Genomic DNA, 17,155 nt, shown 5'->3' on the forward strand with positions numbered 1-17,155 from the left:
ACCCCCCGGGCCGCCCCCGAAATGCCCCCCCCCCCCGCCCCGGGTGCAACGAAGGCTGCTTAGTCGAGCGGCGCCGAACGCAGATCGGACACTTGCTGCGGCGACACCGCCGTGCCGTGGTTGCCCCACGACATACGGATGTAGGTCACGACCGCGGCGACTTCCGTGTTCGACAGCGACTGTGCGAACGGCGGCATGCCGTACGGATGCGGGTTCGCTTCCGTGCTCGGCGGATAACCACCGTTCAGCACCATGCGGATCGGGTTGACCGCCGACGGCATCTGGATCGACTGGTTGTTCGCGAGCGGCGGGAACGACGGCGGCATGCCGAGGCCGTTTTCCGCGTGGCACTTGGCGCAGTTGTCAGCGTAGATCTTCGCGCCTTGCTTCAACAGTTCGCCGCCGAACTTTTCCGACGTTTCGAGCTGCAGCGGTTCAGGTGCCTCGCTCTTTTGCGGAATCGTCTTCAGGTACGTGGCCATCGCGTTGATGTCCTCGTCGCTCATGTACTGCAGGCTGTTGTGAACCACTTCAGCCATCGGACCGAACACGGCGCCGCGATTCGACACGCCGGTCTTCAGCAGGTCGGCGATGTCCTTCAGGTCCCAGTCGCCGAGGCCGGCTTCACGGTTCGACGTCAGCGACGGCGCGTACCAGTTCTGCAGCGGGATCAGGCCGCCCGCGAAGGCCGCCGAATTGACCGGGCCGCCCATCGCGTTGATCGACGTGTGGCACATGCCGCAATGGCCGAGGCCTTCGATCAGGTAGGCGCCACGGTTCCATTCGACCGACTTGGTCGGATCCGGCTTGAACTCGCCTTCACGGAAGAACAGCGTGCGCCAGCCGATCAGCATGTTGCGCTGGTTGAACGGGAATTTCAGTTCGTGCGGACGGCTCGGCACGTTGACCGGCGGGACCGAGCGCAGGAACGCATAGATCGCGTCGGAGTCGGCGCGCGTGACCTTCGTGTAGCTCGTGAACGGGAAGCCCGGATACAGCAGGCTGCCGTCCTTCGAGCGGCCGGTGTGCATCGCGCGATAAAAGTCGTCCTGGGTCCACTTGCCGATGCCGTACTGGTCGTCGGGCGTGATGTTCGGCGTGAACATCGTGCCGAACGGCGTGGCCATCGGCAGGCCGCCGGCGAACTGCTTGCCGCCGCGCACCGTGTGGCAGGCGATACAGTCGCCGGCGCGGGCGAGGTACTCACCCTTCTTGATCAGTTCGGCCTGATCGGCGGGCGTGGCCGCCATCGCCGAGCCGTTATGCAGGTTGTCGCCGCCCGACCACAGGACGGGAACGAGTGCGGCAGCCGCAACCACGACGACTGCCGAGAGGGCGAACAAGGACTTGCGTTTCATGTGAGTGTCTCTCCCGGTGCCTTATTGCGGTTCGCTGCCGCAGGCAAGCGGAGTCTTCAACGAGCGGGCCGGAGCCGGCACGGGGTTTTGTGGGGCCTGCTGCGTGGAAAGCCATGCCGCAACGGCGTTCACGTCTTCGTCGCTCAGGCGCGTGGCGATCGTGTGCATGCAATCAGGCGCGATGGCATGACGTGTACCCGAGCGCCATGCGCCAAGCTGCGCGCTGATGTAGTCGGCGTGCAGGCCGACCAGACCGGGGATGGCCGGCTCCATGCCGGTCAAGGCCTTGCCATGGCAGGCCGCGCAAGCCGGGATCTGCTTGCCCGCGTCGCCGTTCAGCACGAGCTGCTGGCCGCGCGCGAGCGTGGCCGACGACACCGTCGGCTTGGCCGGCGGCGGATACGGCGGGCGCTGCTGCGAGAAGAACGTCGCGATCTTATGAAGGTAGTCATCCGAAAGATACGTGACGAGGTAATTCATGGGCGGATACTTGCGACGCCCTTCGCGGAAGTTCTGCAACTGGTTGAACAGATAGTCGGCCGGCTTGCCCGCGAGGCGTGGGAAGTAGTCGTTGTCGGTACCTTGCCCATGCGAGCCATGGCACGCCGTGCAGCCCTGCACGCGCGCTTCCATTGTGTCGGGGGCCTTCGGTTGAGTCTGCGCTTTCGCAGCGCTATAGACACCCGCGGAGCCGATCAGGAGAAGGGCGAGCAACGGGCGGAAAAGGCGTCTAGAAGACACGCGTAACTCCATCAAAATCGGGGACCTGACCGAACTTCGAGCGGCTCGGTGTGAAGGGCAGCCGGCGCTGCGGCGACGCAGCATTCTATCATTGAAGGGTCATGGTGACTATTTGCCACATTAGAGAAGGTTCCTGGTGTAACAGCTATGCGACAGTTTGACGCGGAATACCGCCTCCTGCGGCGTTTTTCGTTATCTCAATTTAGCTGTTCCTTGCTTTTCCGTTCCTCCCCGTCAACGCCCGCGCGCGCCATGCCGTTCAACAAACCTGGTTGAACCGATGCCCGCGCGATCCATCGAAGCGTACACTTCCGGGCTCGCCGGCCGCTGTCCGAGCCAGATGCGCCCGGCTCGACACTCACCGTTTTCCTGTTCATCCGCTATCGGCCTTACATGAAGCTATTCCATTTTTCCCGTCCGGCGCTGCGTGCGTTGATGGTCGGCGCTGCGGCGCTGGTTGTGACGTCCGCCGCATCCGCGCATGCGCATCTGGCGTCGAGCGACCCGGCGGCCAACGCCGACGCCGTTGCGCCCACCGCGGTGACGATCCATTTCACCGAGCCGCTCGAGCCGGCGTTCAGCAGAATCACGCTGGCCGATGCGAGCGGCAAGGCGGCCACGCAGGCCGTCTCGGAAGTCGATAAGCAGGATGCCAGGGTAATGCGCCTGCCGCTGCCGCAGTTGAGCGCGGGCCGCTATGCGGTGCACTGGATCGCGGTCGCCACCGATGGCCACCGTACTCAAGGCGACTTCGCGTTCAACGTCAAATGAGCGTCGACGGATTGTGGATCGGGCAGGTCGCCATGGCCGCGCTCATGAACGTCGCGTTTGCGTTTGCCGTCGGGTCAGCGCTGCTCGGCGCGTGGCTCGCGAACGACGCCCAGCAGAAAATCTCCCCCGCGCGCCCGGCCTGGATGCGCGCGCAACGTTCGCTGCTGACCGCCACGGTCGTGCTGGTGCTCGCGGACCTCGGCTGGCTGCTGTATCAGGCGGCGTCGATGGGCGGCGTCGCGTTGCCGGCCGCGTTCGGCGTCGTGCCGACCGTGCTGACGCAAACGCATGTCGGCTACGGCTGGAGCGTCGCGTTTGCCGGCGCGCTGGTGTTGCTCGGCACGGCGATGACCAGTCACACGGGCATGCTGCGCAATGCGCTGCTGTGGCTCGCCGTGATCGCGGTCGCGGCGGGCAAGGCATCGCTCGGGCATGCGGCCGATGCCGGCGTGGCGTCGGCGGCAATCGGCATGCAGACGCTGCACGTGCTCGTCACCAGCGTGTGGGGCGGGCTGGCGATGGCGGCGGGGCTGGCGGTCCTGCCGGCGCTCGGCACCTCGACCGCGCGCGGCATGCTGATCCGCACCGCGACCCAGGTGTCGAATGTGTCGGTGATGGCGGTGGGCTTCGTGCTGCTGTCCGGCATCTTCAATGCCGTGCGCGGCTCGGGCGGCTCGCTCCAGGCGATTCAGTTCAGCACGTGGGGTCATGTGCTGACGCTGAAGCTCGTGCTCGTCGCGATGGCGCTCGTGCTCGGCGGACTCAACCGTTTCCTCGCGCTGCCGCGCCTGCGCCGCACGGCGTCGACGATGGATGCGCATACCTTCGTCAACGTGCTGTACCTGGAGGCGCTGGCGATGATCGGTGCGTTCGTCGCGGCGGCGGTGCTGTCGCATAGCGTGCCGGCGTTCGCGGCATTGGGGTGAAGCCGGCGGGCGGTCGAGCCGGGTTGAATTGAGCTGGGCAGGCGGGGGAGGGCGAGGCGTGTGATGTTGCGCGGATCTGTGCAACGCGCGCGTGAAATCGCCAACGCCTGGGTGCGGGACAGCCGCGCCGCGCAAGGATTTTTACGGCGACAAGCGTCTGCGCCTCAGGCTTGCAAACGGCTGCGTCTCAAGACTCTTGCGGTGCGCGTCCGGGCGCCCATTGTCCGCTCGTCCGCCTTGCTTCATCCCTGCAACGGGACACCACAAAAAAGCGCCGCACCGCCAGAGCATGCGGCGCGATACACACGGTCGCCTGGCGGTGGCCAGCAATCCGCGACTGCTCTTCAGGCGGCGAGCGCGTCGTGGCTCACCCGTTCCAGCGTCTCCTCCGGAAACATCTCCTGCTGCAACTCGCCGCTGTCGCCGAACCATTGGCAGATCAGCCACTTGCCCGGCGCGAACAGCATCGGGCCGCGCCAGGTGGTGGTCATTGGGTGTCCGCCGGATCTGAGCTTCAGCGTTTCGCCCATGTGATACGCAGGTTTCGCGCGTCTCTTTGCCAGTCGCATGGTGAGCATTCGCTTGATGAAGCCGCTTATTCGAGACCGAGCCGATGGCCGACGATCGGCGCGCAAAAGAGCGCGATCGCGCAGCCTGCGGCCTTGCCTTCGAGTTCGGCGCTGGCAGCGCGTGTGCCGTACGCATGCGTCAGCAGATCGAAGAGTTGCGGCAGGCAGTAGACGACGGCGGCGGCAACGAAGCATTTCTCGACCACCGAGATGCGCCAGCCGCGTTCGAACGCCAGCATCGCGCCGAGGATGCGCAGCACGCCGAACGCGACCAGTGCGCCGACGGCCGCCTGTTCGCGGATCAGATAGTCCGGAAGGAATTCGCCCATGATGTGCCCCGATGCGTGCGTTGTTTGCAAGCATTTGAGCGAGGAGCGGGCCATGCGTATGTCTGATGCCGTACAAATGGCTTGAAAGCCTTGATGGATAAGGCTTTGCGAGAAGTGAAGCCGGGCGGTTAAAGGGCCGTGAATGGTGTGTTTCAGCGTACGCGGCCCGGGATGTTACGTTACTGCGAAGGCCCGCGCGTCACGTCGCCGTAACACACGGGCGGGTCGTCGTAACGAGGCTCAAGCGGTCCGCTTGATCTTGCCCAGGACGAGTAGAGGACCATGCGCAGACCGCGCCGGGCGCATTCATGAACGTTGACGCGAGGCCGGCATCGCAGGCCGACACCGGCTTGCCGGTCAAAGCGAACATGCCGCCCGCAGGCGGCATGTCTTCACACTCTTACCATTCGGCGACGCTGCCGTCCTCGTGACGCCATACCGGGTTGCGCCAGCGATGTCCGACCTTGGACATCTCGCGCACCTTCTCCTCGTTGACCTCGATGCCGAGGCCCGGGCCTTGCGGAATCGACACGAAGCCGTCTTCGTACTTGAAGACTTCCGGATTCTTGATGTAGTCGAGCAGGTCATTGCCCTGGTTGTAGTGAATGCCGAGGCTCTGTTCCTGGATGAACGCGTTGTAGCTGACTGCGTCGATCTGCAGGCAGGTTGCCAGAGCGATCGGGCCGAGCGGGCAATGCAGCGCGAGCGCGACGTCGTACGCTTCGGCCATCGATGCGATCTTGCGGCACTCGGTGATGCCGCCCGCGTGCGACGCGTCCGGCTGGATGATGTCCACGTAGCCGCCCGACAGAATGTGCTTGAAGTCCCAGCGCGAGTACAGACGCTCGCCCAGCGCGATCGGCGTATTGGTCTGGTTGACGATGTCGCGCAGCGCTTCGGCGTTTTCCGACAGCACCGGCTCTTCGATGAAGAGCAGCTTGTACGGGTCGAGCTCTTTCGCCAGCACCTTCGCCATCGGCTTGTGCACGCGGCCGTGGAAGTCGACGCCGATACCGATGTTCGGCCCGACCGCCTCGCGCACCGCCGCGACGTTGTTGATCACGCCTTGCACCTTGTCGAACGTGTCGATGATCTGCAGTTCTTCCGAGCCGTTCATCTTCACCGCCTTGAAGCCGCGTTCGACCACCGCGCGCGCGTTGTTCGCAACGTCGCTCGGACGGTCGCCGCCAATCCACGAGTACACCTTGATCTTGTCGCGCACCTGGCCGCCGAGCAGGGCATGCACCGGCACGCCGTGATGTTTGCCCTTGATGTCCCACAACGCCTGGTCGACGCCGGCGATCGCGCTCATCGTGATCGGACCGCCGCGGTAGAAGCCCGCGCGATACATCACCTGCCAGTGGTCTTCGATCAGCAGCGGGTCTTTGCCGATCAGATAGTCGGACAGCTCTTCCACCGCGGCCGCGACCGTGTGCGCGCGGCCTTCGACCACCGGCTCGCCCCAACCGACGATACCTTCGTCGGTCTCGATCTTCAGGAAGCACCAGCGCGGCGGAACGATGAAGGTTTCGAGCTTGGTGATTTTCATGGTGTGCGTCTCCTTGCGGCCTGGGTGCCATGCGAAATATTTCGAGGATTCACATGCTACAACAAAAGCACGTTTAAGTACTATTAATAGTATTATTCGCCAAATAGTGGCCGCAGGTGGCCGCAGGTGGCCGCAGAGGGAGGGCGCCTGGTTGAAGCGGCCGGTCGTCGAACGCGGGATGATGCCCGGACGCTCCCGTCGGACGCTGCGTTCCGTGATCAATAAAAGGCGCCGCAAGGCCGTTGGGAGAAAGCTATTCAGCACGATCTGCATGGGCGCGTCGCCCATCTGCTGGCGACCGCGATTCTGCGCGGCGACTACGCGCCCGATTCGATTCTGCCGCGCGAGGCGGAGTTGATGGAGACGTTCGGTGTCAGCCGCACCGTGCTGCGCGAAGCGCTGCGCACGCTGACATCTAAAGGGCTGATCGAATCGCGGCCGCGCGTGGGCACACGCGTACGGCCGAAGCCCGCGTGGAATCTGCTCGATGCCGATCTGCTCGACTGGTACTCGCGCGTCGCCGAGCCGATGGCGTTTGCGCTCAAGCTGCAGGAAATGCGCGAGATGATCGAGCCGTATGCCGCGGCTCTGGCGGCGGCCTCGCACACGGACGACACCTTCCGCGCGCTCGCGGCCGCACATGCGGCGATGGCGGCGGCGCGCAACGTCGATGAGTGGGTGCGCGCCGATCTGGCATTTCATTTGAGCGTGCTGACCGCGTGCAGCAACGAATTGCTGATCCCGCTCGGTACGCTGATCGAGCGTACGTTGGAGGCGCAACTGCGCCTGAATGCGAAACGCGCGGACGTGTTCAACGCGTCGCTGGCCGAGCATACGGCGGTGTTCGACGCGATTCGCGAGCGCAACGCCGCTGCGGCGCGTGCGGCGATGGCGTCGTTGCTCGGGGTGACGCGAGGGCGGATCGAGGGGTGAGCGTAGGCGCGTGGCCGCGTTCAATCCATCGCGGCATGCGCGACCGACGCATCGGGCGCCTTGTGCGAAGGGCGGATCAACAGCAGCAGCGGGATCACCAGCAACGTCGCTACGAACATCAGCTTGAAGTCGTTCAGGTAGGCGATCATCGAGGCCTGCTGCGTGATCGACGCGTTCAACGCCGCGATGTCGTAGGCCGAGCCGCTGCTGAGCATCGGCTGCATCGCCGGATTGAACGGCGTGACGTTTGCCGCGAGATCCGCGTGCGAGATCTGCGTGTTGCGCGTCATCAGCGTCTGCACGATCGAAATGCCGATACTGCTGCCGATGTTGCGCATCAGGCTGTAGGTCGCGGTGCCGTCTGCGCGCAGCTCGGGTGCGAGCGTCGAGAAGGTCAGCGCGCTCAGCGGCACGAACACGAGACCGAGCCCGAAGCCCTGAATCACGCCCGGCCACACGATGTCCGACGCCGACAGCACGATCGTGTAATGCATCATCTGCCACAACGCGAACGCCGAAATCAGAAAGCCGGCGAGCAGCAACAGCCGCGCGTCGATCCGTTTCAGCAGGCGTCCTGCGATCAGCATCGCGACCATCGTGCCCGCGCCGCTTGGCGCGGTGACGAGGCCGGTGGTCGCGACCGGATAGTTCATCAGATTTTGCAGCATCGGCGGCAGCAGCGCGCGCGTCGCATACATCACCGCGCCGATCACGAAGATGAAGAAGGTGCCGGTCGCGAAGTTCGGGTCTTTCAGCAGCTTGTATTTGAAGAACGAGCGCTCGCCGACTGTCGCCGTGTGCACGAGGAAAAACGCAAAGCTGATCGCCGCGACGAGCGCCTCGATGACGATCTCAGTCGACGCGAACCAGTCGAGCTGCTCGCCGCGATCGAGCATCGCCTGCAATGCGCCGATCGCGAGACCGAGCGTGATGAAGCCGAACGCGTCGAACTTGACGTCGTGTTTCGGCTCGCGCGAGGGCAGGAAGGTCGCCACGCCGAATAGCGCGAACGCGCCGATCGGCACGTTGATGAAAAACACCCAGCGCCAGTTATAGCTGTCGGTGAGCCAGCCGCCGAGCGTCGGCCCGAGAATTGGCCCGACCATCACGCCCATACCCCACACCGCCATTGCCTGGCCCTGCTTTTCGCGCGGGTTGATGTCGAGCAGGATCGACTGGGACAGCGGCACGAGCGACGCGCCGAAAACCCCTTGCAGCAAACGCGACGCGACGATCTGCGTCAGCGTTTCCGACAACCCGCACAGCGCCGACGACACCGTGAAGCCGCCGATTGCGACGATCAGCAGGCGCTTCACGCTCAGTCGGTCGGACAGCCAGCCGGTGAGCGGTGTGGCGATGGCGGCGGCGACGATGTACGAAGTCAGCACCCACGTGATCTCGTCCTGCGACGCGGACAGTGTGCCCTGCATATGCGGCAGCGCCACGTTCGCGATCGTGCTGTCGAGCGTCTGGATCAGTGTCGCGAGCATGATCGAGAGCGTGATCATCGGCCGGTTGAGCGGCGTGGTCGCGCTCGCCGGTGAGGAGGCGGAGGACATGAGTGAGCGGGGAAGTCGATATAGTAAGCATGCTTAGTATATCGGGTGCACGCGCGGCCGCCATCAGGAGTTATGCGGAGGCTGAATTACGCCGCAGCCGCGCTCGAAGGCGCGAGGCTTTCGTATAATCCGCGCATGAAAACCCAACTCGAAGAGCGCTTCGGCTTTCTGGTTTCCGACGTCGGCCGGCTGGCAGGCAAGCGCTTCGACGACCTCGCGAAATCCTCGGTCGATCTGACGCGCGCGCAGTGTCGCGTGCTTGCTTATCTCGCGCATTACGGCGACATCAATCAGGCGCGGCTCGCGGATCTGCTCGAAGTCGCGCCGATCTCGGCGGGCCGGTTGCTGGACCGGATGGCGGAGGGCGGCTGGATCGAGCGGATCGCCAATCCGCAGGACCGCCGTGAGTATCTGGTGCGTATGACGCCCAAAGCGGGGCGTACGCTCGGCAAGGCGCGCAAGGTGGGCGATGAGGTCGCGCTCGAAGCGCTCAACGGCTTCACCGATGAAGAGGCCCGGCAACTGATCGCGCTATTGCAGCGAGTGCGCGGCAATCTGAGCCGGCTGGTGGATCGCTGAGGCACGCAGGCGGCGCGGTGGCCCGTGCTTGACGATGCGCGGGCTCATCGCCTGTGCCGTCACTTCGATTCGCTAGCCGGTGCTGTCCCCGATGGCGGGACCAGTTCGAAGCAGGCGGGCGCTTTCGTTCGCGCGTCCGGCTGCTGCGGGTCGATACATTTGAACGCGCTCTGATCGCGCTGCACGAAGATCGTGTCGGCCGGACCGGCGGCGCCGTGCGCGCCATTCACGACGGCGGCGATCTTGTAGCCGTCCTGCAGCAGCGTGGACAGGGTGATCGGGCTTGCGCGCCACTGACTGTCCGTCGGTGTCTGGGCCTGCGCCGTCAACGTGGACGTGACGCCTAGCAGCGCGATGGAAACGGTGGCCGCGGCGAGCGCGGTGGTGCGGAACGTCATCAAGAAACCTCCTTGAAGTTGCGATCGGGAAAGTCAAAATAAAAAAGCCGCTAAACCTTGAGGGTCAGCGGCTCTTTTGCAACTGGCGAAGAATCAATGGGAGGACGATAACTCACTCCATTGAAGACATCGGTTTGACGATGGTAACACGAGCGGGAGTGACGGCTTTGCGGGCAGTAGTTCGCAAGAGACTGGCGCAACTCGCACGCCGATTTGCCGCAGCACATTCGTCGCTGAAAAACGAAAGGCCCGCTCTCGGTTAAGAGAAGCGGGCCTTGCGAGTGATGCTGGTGGCGAATCAGGGACTCAATAGATTCGACGCCACCAGCTTGTGCAAGCCTTTGATCTAACACGATATGTTGAGCTATTGATGCGCTGTCCGGTGGCGAATGTGCTGCACCTGTGTGGTTGTCGATGACGCCATGTTACCTGCACCAGCGCATGGTTGGCAGTGCGTCGGCGTTAGAGGTGGGACTGCACGGCGTCCGCGTCACCACCGTTACAATGGCCGTGCGCACGCGACGGCGGATAGGTGCGCCCACAACGGGTTCCGCAACCATAACAATAGGCAAAGAAGATGAAGCGATTTTCGCTCACAATTTCGGCATCATGTGCGTTGTCCATCGTGGTTGGCGCGTGCGCTCCTGCAAGAGTTGCTGTTCAAACGCCTTATGATGCGAGCCAATACGCCACTTACAAACCGACAGGGCTAAACGCCATTCGGGGGCAGGCGTTTTTGACGCAGCAAGGGGGAGGCGTAGTGACATGTGCCGGAAAGCAAGTGTTTCTTACGCCCGATAGCCCCTATTTCCGCGAGCTTGCATCGATTGCCACGCATGGAAGCACGCCAGAATTCCCGCACGGCAATGGAGGACCGGAGGACGTCGTTCGGCATACGGTATGTGATGCCCAAGGGAATTTCGAGTTCACTAAACTTCCAGACGGCAAATATATCTTGATGACGGAAGTTCGGTGGCAGGTTGGATATGCCGCTCAGGGTGGGCCTATCTGGATGCCGGGGACTGTTGCTGATGGAGTAGAGAAGCACGTTGTTATGTCGAATGATGCTTTCGTTGCCAATCGTGCATCGCACTGATTAATCCTGATGCCTGTGATCTATAAGGTTTCACTCGTTCCTTTGCCAGTCGATGAATGGACGGCCATTCGATGTGCATGTTTTTCCTAAGACATCGCGTTTTTGGCGGCGCAGGCACTCTCTTCTGCACGTGTTCGACGTGTGCGCGCGTCGATTTACATCTGAGTTACGTAGAAAGACTTGGCCGCGTCTGCGTGCATGGAGCGGTTCACTCACCGGCATTCCATTGGTGGAGCTCCATCCGAAGACGGTGATGAGAACCGGATACATACAGTTATTAGGACTGCCATAACGGAATTCATGCCCGACGCGGGTTTGGGCGCGACAGGTCTACCTGTTTTCGCCCCTTTTTCTACGCAAGCCGCTCACAGCTGCAGGTGGCGCAAGGCATCCTTGACCGCGCGTTGAAGCTCGTTGTCGGCTCGCAGATGACTGCTCTCGCTGCGCGGCTTCTGCCACTTGTCACGCCGTCCCAATGACTCGAAACTGTGCAAGCCCCGCTCCGCGGTCGCGTCGTTCAAGCGCCTGTTTGCCTTAATCGCAACTAGCTTAAAGCGATTTCCGGTTGCTTGTATCTCTGGTTTGATGGGCGTCCGGAATCGAAAGAACCGTGCAAGGCTTGCAAACCTGTATCCGTCGAGATCGGACACCGTCGCCAGACCGATAGACTTCAGTGCATCCCCTTTGAGAGTGACTTCCACTCGCGCTCGCCACTCTGTCAGTGGTAGCGGCAACTTCTTATCCGTGCGTTTCCAGTAGACGTGCCACGCCACGTCCTCCCATTCGTTTCCCACGCGAAAGTTCAACTCGGGGTCTAAGCGCTGCCCTGGTTTGTCCATAAAGCGATTCTTGCCGCTTGATGGTTCAAACTGACGCGGCTTGATGCCGTTCGCAAGCAAGCTCGTCTGCAAGCGATGTGTCATAGAAACTGTCGCCGAATCACGCTGCGCAACGTCTCCTTTGTGGGTGAAGTCGCACGCGACCTCAATCGCGTGGATGACTGGCTCATCGGTCAGCGGAAAGGCTGCGGAAACATCCGCAATCGCCTTGCGAAGTGCCTCGTAGTCGTTCGCCAGACGGTCGGTGAAGCGCACTACAAATGTGTTCGTCACCCTGCCGGGGCCGGCCGCAACAGGGGAGACATAAAGCCGTCCGACACCTGCTGCATCAAACGCGGACTGGACGTGTTGAAACTGGGTTTGGCGTGCCGTTTGAAGCGTCACGTCTAGCCAGTCAACGCAAGCTCTGCGTCGGAAATCGCGAATGCCAATCACTGTCACATGCCCGCAACCGGGGAAGGGCTCTTCGCGGACCGGGTTACAGAGAGCCGTGCTACAGGTGCGCCGTCACGGTCGAAGTTGTTAACCCGCCAATCTGTGCCTCGATTGAGCGACAGCGAAGTCGTTTTGATGGGCCTCCTACCCGCGCTGGGTATTGCCTTCTGCACATTCTCGATGAACGCTTGCACGTCCGACACCGCGTAGACGGGACGGTAGGCCTTTCCGTCATGCTGTCGCGCGCACGGCATAAGCGTATATCCCGCGACGCTCTGCCGTCCGCGAATATTGTCGGAGAGAAAGTCGACCCAGCAGCGAAGCGGTCCGAGATTAGCTTGCAGAATGAATGCCGTGTCGGGACGGGATATCGTCGGGGTGATGGCGGCAGTCATTGCGCGTTCCGCTGGCCTGCTTGGGCAGCCTCTGTCAGTTCCTTGGCGAGCGCACTCGCTTCGCTCAGTTCCAGCCGATAGACCATGAGAGGCTCGCTCGTGACGAGTTGCACGAAGCGCTCCCCTGTTGCTTGGTCGAGCTGCAGACTGACAGTCGAAACATTCAGCTTGCGACCAGTTGTGCTTCCCCCCTTCTCGCCAATGCCGAATGCGCGCATTGCCTCGGCGGCGCGACCGGAAAGCCTTACCGTCCCGATCTGACGGCCTTTTTCCCACTCAATGAATCTATTGATCTCCTCTTGCAGGTAGAAGACGCCTCCAGCCATTCGTTCAAAAGGAATACGGTATGAAACCTTCCGAGCGTGATTGCGATTGTTCTGCAGCCAAGTCATCCAATGCTCAAGAGTTTTGCCGGGAAGATTCTCATCAAGGGTTTGTGCGGCCAAACTGTTGCTAAGCAGGTCCATTGTTTCAATTGGTCCGTCGAAAAACTAGAGGATAACAATCAATCGCCAATCAATCAATAAATGATTTGTAATTGATTGATTTGGCAGCCGCTTTGTTCTATGATGGCCTCACATTAAACGCTCGTCTGGTCGTGAGGCCAGCATTGTGAGGAACAGATGGCACACGGTCAGTTCGTCGCTTACTACCGCGTCAGCACAGCGCGTCAGGGTGAATCTGGGTTAGGACTTGAAGCGCAACGCAAAGCGGTTGCCCGCTACTTGAACGGCGGATCATGGGAACTGGTCGGCGAATTTACAGAGACAGAGACCGGCAAGGGTGCCAACGCCCTCGAAAAGCGCCCGCAGCTTCGCGCCGCGTTGGAGCTTTGTAAGCGTCGGGGCGCGACGCTCATCATTGCAAAGCTCGACCGGCTCGCCCGCAACGTGCATTTCGTGTCCGGCTTACTTGAAACCGGATGCGATTTCGTAGCCGCTGATATGCCGCAGGCTAACGAGGTCATGATCCAGATGCACGCGGTGATGGCTGAGTGGGAACGCGACCAGATCAGCAAGCGAACAAAGGACGCGCTGGCGGCAGCAAAGGCGCGTGGCGTGAAGCTCGGGGCGGCGGGAGCCTCAAACCTCAAGCCCAACTTAGAGGCCCGCCAGCGAGCCGCCGACGACTTTGCAAGGAAGCTGGCAGGCGTGATAGCTGGTTTTCGAGCGCGGAACCTCTCTCAGCGTGACATGGTGGCCGAGTTGAACGGTCTCGACATCAAGGCGGCGAACGGCGGTGCGTGGCATCGGGGCCAGTTGTGTCGCCTAATCAATCGAATCAACTCACTCTAACTGTGCCAGCTGTCATGTCGGCGCACCTCGCATGCTGCAAGAAAATAAGTGCGCGGAATAGTCGCTAATCCGATGTCGCCAAATTCGACCGATGACGTGCATGCGCCCATATCGCGGCGAAAGCCGGTCCGCCGCGAGAGTCGACCGATTTAAGGTAGGGCTATCCCATAATAATTTCTCTTATACGATCGCCAAGTAGCCTATCCTCCGGACGAGCAAGCTCGTTATCGATCTTTTCTGTCAATAGCTGATCCAAATCCTCGTCTGTTAGCGGAATAATTAGTCCGCGATTGTCAGCGTAGGTATCCCGGCAACGACGTATCAGGAGACCCATGTTTTCCACAGATCGGCATAACAGCATTCCAACTTGGCCTCTATTTGGTGAAAATCGGCCACTCAATTGATCAACCTCCGGGTTTCCCACTTCCCGGCCATAATTCTTGCATTCAACCGCAATATATTGACACGGCAGATGATGAACTCTATGCAATCTCGAAAATATACCGTTGTCTGCAGCATTGTCAAACGCGATATCAATTCTCTTGCGGCCCTCATGAATCTCTCGCTCAATCGACGGACTAATGAGCATCGGATAAAATATTGCCTCCAGTATGCCTGTCACGAGTCGATGATAAGCGGTCGCTCCATCGTTACCAACCGCAATAGTCGGCAACCGCTGACGCAGATAGGCAAGAGCTGCCGCAAAATCTAGCCCCGGCTGAATTTCATCGTCGTTTAAAGATGCCTCTGAACGTGCGGCCCATTCGCGGAACCCGGCAAACACATCTCTGTGTCGCACGGTAAAGCCAGTAACGAAGTCTTTCTCAGCTGGGGCTATATTATCTTTGAGTTCTGTCTTCGAAACCCAAACCCTCTCGCCGCCATTTTTAAGCTGGCGCCTGCGCACGAACGGCCCATTTGTTCGCAACTGCTCCTGTTTCAAGAAGTCAAGCACGAAGTGCTGATGATATTTGCCCATTCCGAATGTTTTCGCAAAACCAACAACTCCTTTCGGAACCAGTAAAATCGGAGCGCCATCAATGACCAGCATATCGTCGTGATGCTCTTCCCATTGGACATTCTCGCGACTCCAGCACGGTCCCGTTGCTGTATTGGGTCTAAGCGGAATTCCGTGCAGATAGCACTGCTGCTGAGTGTATCTGACCAAACATCCTCTAATAATGTTTGTGGTCATATCAGATACTTTGTCTTTATCAATGCCGTGAATAAATATCCGACAATCCTCAAGATGCTCAACCACGCCGGTTTGAATTGCGCGACTCTGGATGATACTGTCAAATATCTGCTGCGCCTGCTGACTTCCCACGCCACGACCATTGGGATTCCCACTAGAGATTCCCAAGCATGTTTCGTTGGGCTCATGCAGGTATTCGAATAAAGCTCGGGCATGATCGGTTTCGCCTGCGCGGATCAGATCAAGAAAAAAACGGAAGAAAGATTCCACAGTTCTGTGCGCCTCAGCGGAGAAGGCATCAGATCTATACCCCAGCGAATGGGGCGACAAATAGAGTGGCGTATCGCGATCTGGATCGATATCTACAAAATCGAGTTCTACCTGACTTTTTCCGAGCTGAAACTTCTCGCTTATTTTCATGTTCTTATCGAGTTCCAAGAAAATGCAACACTGTGTAGCTGCGTCCGACGTCATGGCATCACAAAAACGTGACTGCGGGCGGCTTAGGGCATTTCGTGTTAAAAGCCCCCGCTCCGAAGCTAATACTTTACCGCCTCTACTGCACCACGGGCAAAGTTGTCAGGGGTGAACCGACACGATACGATTCGCTCCCACAGAACGGTGTTACGGGCGCGGATATTGCGCGCTCATCGTTTTAAATTAAATCAACCGCTTGCGGTTATCCGTTGTGAGCGTTCGATGCCCATCGCCCGCACCGATTTCCCCGCTTCGGCTTGCCAGCCACCGAAGGAACTAAGTCAGGCCAAAAGAGCAGCATAGGCGGCTAGTGCCGGCTCCAACGCTTTCGACAGGACTTTATGGTCGTGTCGAAGCTTGGCATACGTCTGTGAGTTCATGCCGCCAAACGCTTGTCCTTGCAGTGCGGACCTATATTCCTCTGTTACGCCCGCCGCCGCCAGCGTGTTCGCGAACGTGTGTCGCATGCTGTGGAAGTAGGTCTGAGTGCCTTCAGGGAGGCTTCCAGCGTCTCTGAGTTCCTGCAGTATGCCGCCGCCCCACTTGGTGATTTTGTGGCTCCACTTAATGCCGCCATCGCGGGCGTTGCCGATGTGCGGATTCCATCCATTTTCAAACGGTCGCCCATATCCGGCGTCGCGCTGCTTGGTCAGGTATTCAACGAACCCGTGTTGGACGAGCGCACTATGTATCGGGGCGTGCCGCCAACTTGAATGCCGCTTTAGTGACTTGCGGACCACTCCGTCAGCGTCGGGTGTTTCCAAAAAATCGAGATACCAGACGCCGGCTTCCAAGTCGTGCTTTAGGTCGCTGCCGAGGTTGACCTGTGCCAGTTCTTCAATACGGCAACCGAGAAAGGCGGTCGCCACGGTCGCCCAATATTTGTGCGGTTCGTCCGCGCGGAATCGTGCCGCGTGCCGAAAGATCGTGCGAAGTTGGTCGAGGGTAAAAGCGGCACGGTCTAGCGCCGATGGGGTCGCGCGTTTGGGCTTCAGCGTCGCAGCGGTAAGCTGCGGCAAGCCGTTGCGGATGCGATGCCAGTTCAGGAATCCGCCAATGATGGTGATGTAATCGCCTTTGGTTTTGTCGTGGCGAGTATTGTCGGCAATGATCGTCTCGGCGAGCTTCACGAATCGGAATTGGTCGATGTCAAAGAGCGGGGTTCCGCCGCCCACTTGCTCAACCAAATACGCGAGCTTCGTTCGGTAGCTCGCACGTGTCGCCGGTTTTACGTCCGCCTTCTTAAAATATTCTTCGATCCCGTCTGCCAGCGTCAGAGCGTTTAGGCGAGGCATTGGGGGCGTGCGCCCCCGGTCTGGCTGTCGAAGCGCAGCCAAGCCCGCCACGGCTGTCTCAAGGGCCTTCTGTGCTGCTTCATGTTCGCCCGGCTCCGCATCGATCGTCACGGCTTGCGGGAGGCCGTTTTGGTCGAAACGCAGTTCAAGCGTGTAGTCGAGGCGGAAAGGAATGGTCTTCGGCATGGTGCGAAGTGAGGCGAAAATTCGATCGGTCTGCGTCGCGAGGACGCGAGCGCGAATTATGGCCTCTCGCCGGATACATGTGTCGAGTGACTTATAAATCTGTCGCTTGCCGATGACACAGAAGAGATCGGCGGGCACGCGCCGCCGGAAGTAGAACACGGAATCGTGCCGCGATCTTTGTAGGAAATTTGCTGCCATTTTGGGCCTGTGCTGCACTTTTGTGCTGCACC

18 protein-coding genes are annotated in these 17,155 nt (G+C 60.5%); 6 read left to right on the forward strand and 12 right to left on the reverse strand.

The window, feature by feature from the left end:
• Nucleotides 1-59: 59 nt before the first annotated feature.
• On the reverse strand, nucleotides 60-1,358 hold the full coding sequence (locus PQQ53_RS06910) for a c-type cytochrome (protein ID WP_175158166.1): 1,299 nt from the start codon (nucleotides 1,356-1,358) through the stop codon (nucleotides 60-62).
• A 21-nt stretch (nucleotides 1,359-1,379) separates the two neighbouring features.
• Nucleotides 1,380-2,111 (reverse strand): c-type cytochrome, encoded by a 732-nt coding sequence (locus tag PQQ53_RS06915; protein WP_175158167.1) that lies wholly within the window; start codon nucleotides 2,109-2,111, stop codon nucleotides 1,380-1,382.
• A 381-nt stretch (nucleotides 2,112-2,492) separates the two neighbouring features.
• On the opposite strand from PQQ53_RS06915, the gene copC reads away from it, so the two are divergent.
• Both copC and PQQ53_RS06925 read left to right on the forward strand, forming a co-directional pair.
• Nucleotides 2,493-2,870, forward strand: coding sequence for a copper homeostasis periplasmic binding protein CopC (gene copC, locus PQQ53_RS06920; RefSeq protein WP_408140416.1), 378 nt, complete (start codon nucleotides 2,493-2,495; stop codon nucleotides 2,868-2,870).
• Nucleotides 2,867-3,796: a CopD family protein gene (locus PQQ53_RS06925; RefSeq protein WP_408140418.1), complete on the forward strand. Its 930-nt coding sequence runs from the start codon at nucleotides 2,867-2,869 to the stop codon at nucleotides 3,794-3,796. The genes copC and PQQ53_RS06925 overlap by 4 nt, the downstream gene beginning before the upstream one ends.
• A 344-nt stretch (nucleotides 3,797-4,140) precedes the next feature.
• Here the strand turns inward: PQQ53_RS06925 and PQQ53_RS06930 are convergent, their stop codons facing one another.
• From PQQ53_RS06930 to dgoD, 3 genes are all read right to left on the reverse strand, one after another.
• Entirely contained in the window at nucleotides 4,141-4,374 is a 234-nt protein-coding gene (locus PQQ53_RS06930) for a YodC family protein (RefSeq protein WP_408323538.1), read from the reverse strand.
• A gap of 17 nt (nucleotides 4,375-4,391) precedes the next feature.
• The gene (locus PQQ53_RS06935) at nucleotides 4,392-4,694 is read right to left on the reverse strand and encodes a hypothetical protein (protein ID WP_408152368.1); all 303 of its coding nucleotides are present in this window, start codon (nucleotides 4,692-4,694) and stop codon (nucleotides 4,392-4,394) included.
• Nucleotides 4,695-5,094: 400 nt separating this feature from the next.
• Nucleotides 5,095-6,243, reverse strand: a complete 1,149-nt coding sequence (dgoD, locus tag PQQ53_RS06940) for a galactonate dehydratase (protein ID WP_408323539.1) — start codon at nucleotides 6,241-6,243, stop codon at nucleotides 5,095-5,097.
• Nucleotides 6,244-6,498: 255 nt separating this feature from the next.
• Here dgoD and PQQ53_RS06945 point away from each other — a divergent pair, with 255 nt between their 5' ends.
• Nucleotides 6,499-7,176 (forward strand): FadR/GntR family transcriptional regulator, encoded by a 678-nt coding sequence (locus tag PQQ53_RS06945; protein WP_408140923.1) that lies wholly within the window; start codon nucleotides 6,499-6,501, stop codon nucleotides 7,174-7,176.
• Nucleotides 7,177-7,196: 20 nt separating this feature from the next.
• Here the strand turns inward: PQQ53_RS06945 and PQQ53_RS06950 are convergent, their stop codons facing one another.
• A complete protein-coding gene (locus PQQ53_RS06950; RefSeq protein WP_408323540.1) occupies nucleotides 7,197-8,735 on the reverse strand; it encodes a DHA2 family efflux MFS transporter permease subunit in 1,539 nt (512 codons plus the stop codon).
• A 135-nt stretch (nucleotides 8,736-8,870) separates the two neighbouring features.
• Here PQQ53_RS06950 and PQQ53_RS06955 point away from each other — a divergent pair, with 135 nt between their 5' ends.
• Complete coding sequence (locus PQQ53_RS06955) at nucleotides 8,871-9,314, forward strand: MarR family winged helix-turn-helix transcriptional regulator (RefSeq protein WP_408140425.1); 444 nt, start codon at nucleotides 8,871-8,873, stop codon at nucleotides 9,312-9,314.
• 59 nt (nucleotides 9,315-9,373) lie between these two features.
• Here PQQ53_RS06955 and PQQ53_RS06960 read toward each other — a convergent pair whose 3' ends face one another.
• The gene (locus PQQ53_RS06960; protein ID WP_408140427.1) at nucleotides 9,374-9,712 is read right to left on the reverse strand and encodes a hypothetical protein; all 339 of its coding nucleotides are present in this window, start codon (nucleotides 9,710-9,712) and stop codon (nucleotides 9,374-9,376) included.
• Between the two features lie 577 nt (nucleotides 9,713-10,289).
• Between PQQ53_RS06960 and PQQ53_RS06965 the strand changes: the two genes are divergently transcribed.
• On the forward strand, nucleotides 10,290-10,808 hold the full coding sequence (locus tag PQQ53_RS06965) for a peptidase associated/transthyretin-like domain-containing protein (RefSeq protein ID WP_408323541.1): 519 nt from the start codon (nucleotides 10,290-10,292) through the stop codon (nucleotides 10,806-10,808).
• Between the two features lie 365 nt (nucleotides 10,809-11,173).
• Here PQQ53_RS06965 and PQQ53_RS06970 read toward each other — a convergent pair whose 3' ends face one another.
• The 3 genes from PQQ53_RS06970 to PQQ53_RS06980 are packed head-to-tail and all read right to left on the reverse strand — an operon-like array spanning nucleotide 11,174 to nucleotide 12,944.
• Nucleotides 11,174-12,031 carry a hypothetical protein gene (locus PQQ53_RS06970; RefSeq protein WP_408323542.1) on the reverse strand — a complete coding sequence of 286 codons (858 nt, stop codon included), beginning with the start codon at nucleotides 12,029-12,031 and terminating at the stop codon, nucleotides 11,174-11,176.
• Between the two features lie 53 nt (nucleotides 12,032-12,084).
• Entirely contained in the window at nucleotides 12,085-12,477 is a 393-nt protein-coding gene (locus PQQ53_RS06975) for a hypothetical protein (protein WP_408323543.1), read from the reverse strand.
• Nucleotides 12,474-12,944 carry a hypothetical protein gene (locus PQQ53_RS06980; protein WP_408323544.1) on the reverse strand — a complete coding sequence of 157 codons (471 nt, stop codon included), beginning with the start codon at nucleotides 12,942-12,944 and terminating at the stop codon, nucleotides 12,474-12,476. The genes PQQ53_RS06975 and PQQ53_RS06980 overlap by 4 nt, the downstream gene beginning before the upstream one ends.
• Nucleotides 12,945-13,100: 156 nt before the next feature.
• Here PQQ53_RS06980 and PQQ53_RS06985 point away from each other — a divergent pair, with 156 nt between their 5' ends.
• Nucleotides 13,101-13,772: a recombinase family protein gene (locus PQQ53_RS06985; protein WP_408323545.1), complete on the forward strand. Its 672-nt coding sequence runs from the start codon at nucleotides 13,101-13,103 to the stop codon at nucleotides 13,770-13,772.
• A gap of 160 nt (nucleotides 13,773-13,932) precedes the next feature.
• Here PQQ53_RS06985 and PQQ53_RS06990 read toward each other — a convergent pair whose 3' ends face one another.
• On the reverse strand, nucleotides 13,933-15,387 hold the full coding sequence (locus PQQ53_RS06990; protein ID WP_408323546.1) for a DUF8370 family protein: 1,455 nt from the start codon (nucleotides 15,385-15,387) through the stop codon (nucleotides 13,933-13,935).
• Between the two features lie 338 nt (nucleotides 15,388-15,725).
• Nucleotides 15,726-17,123: a DUF6538 domain-containing protein gene (locus PQQ53_RS06995; protein WP_408323547.1), complete on the reverse strand. Its 1,398-nt coding sequence runs from the start codon at nucleotides 17,121-17,123 to the stop codon at nucleotides 15,726-15,728.
• Nucleotides 17,124-17,155: the final 32 nt, after the last annotated feature.

The sequence above is a fragment of the Paraburkholderia strydomiana genome (assembly GCF_046030495.1).
In the GTDB taxonomy this organism is placed as follows: domain Bacteria; phylum Pseudomonadota; class Gammaproteobacteria; order Burkholderiales; family Burkholderiaceae; genus Paraburkholderia; species Paraburkholderia strydomiana_A.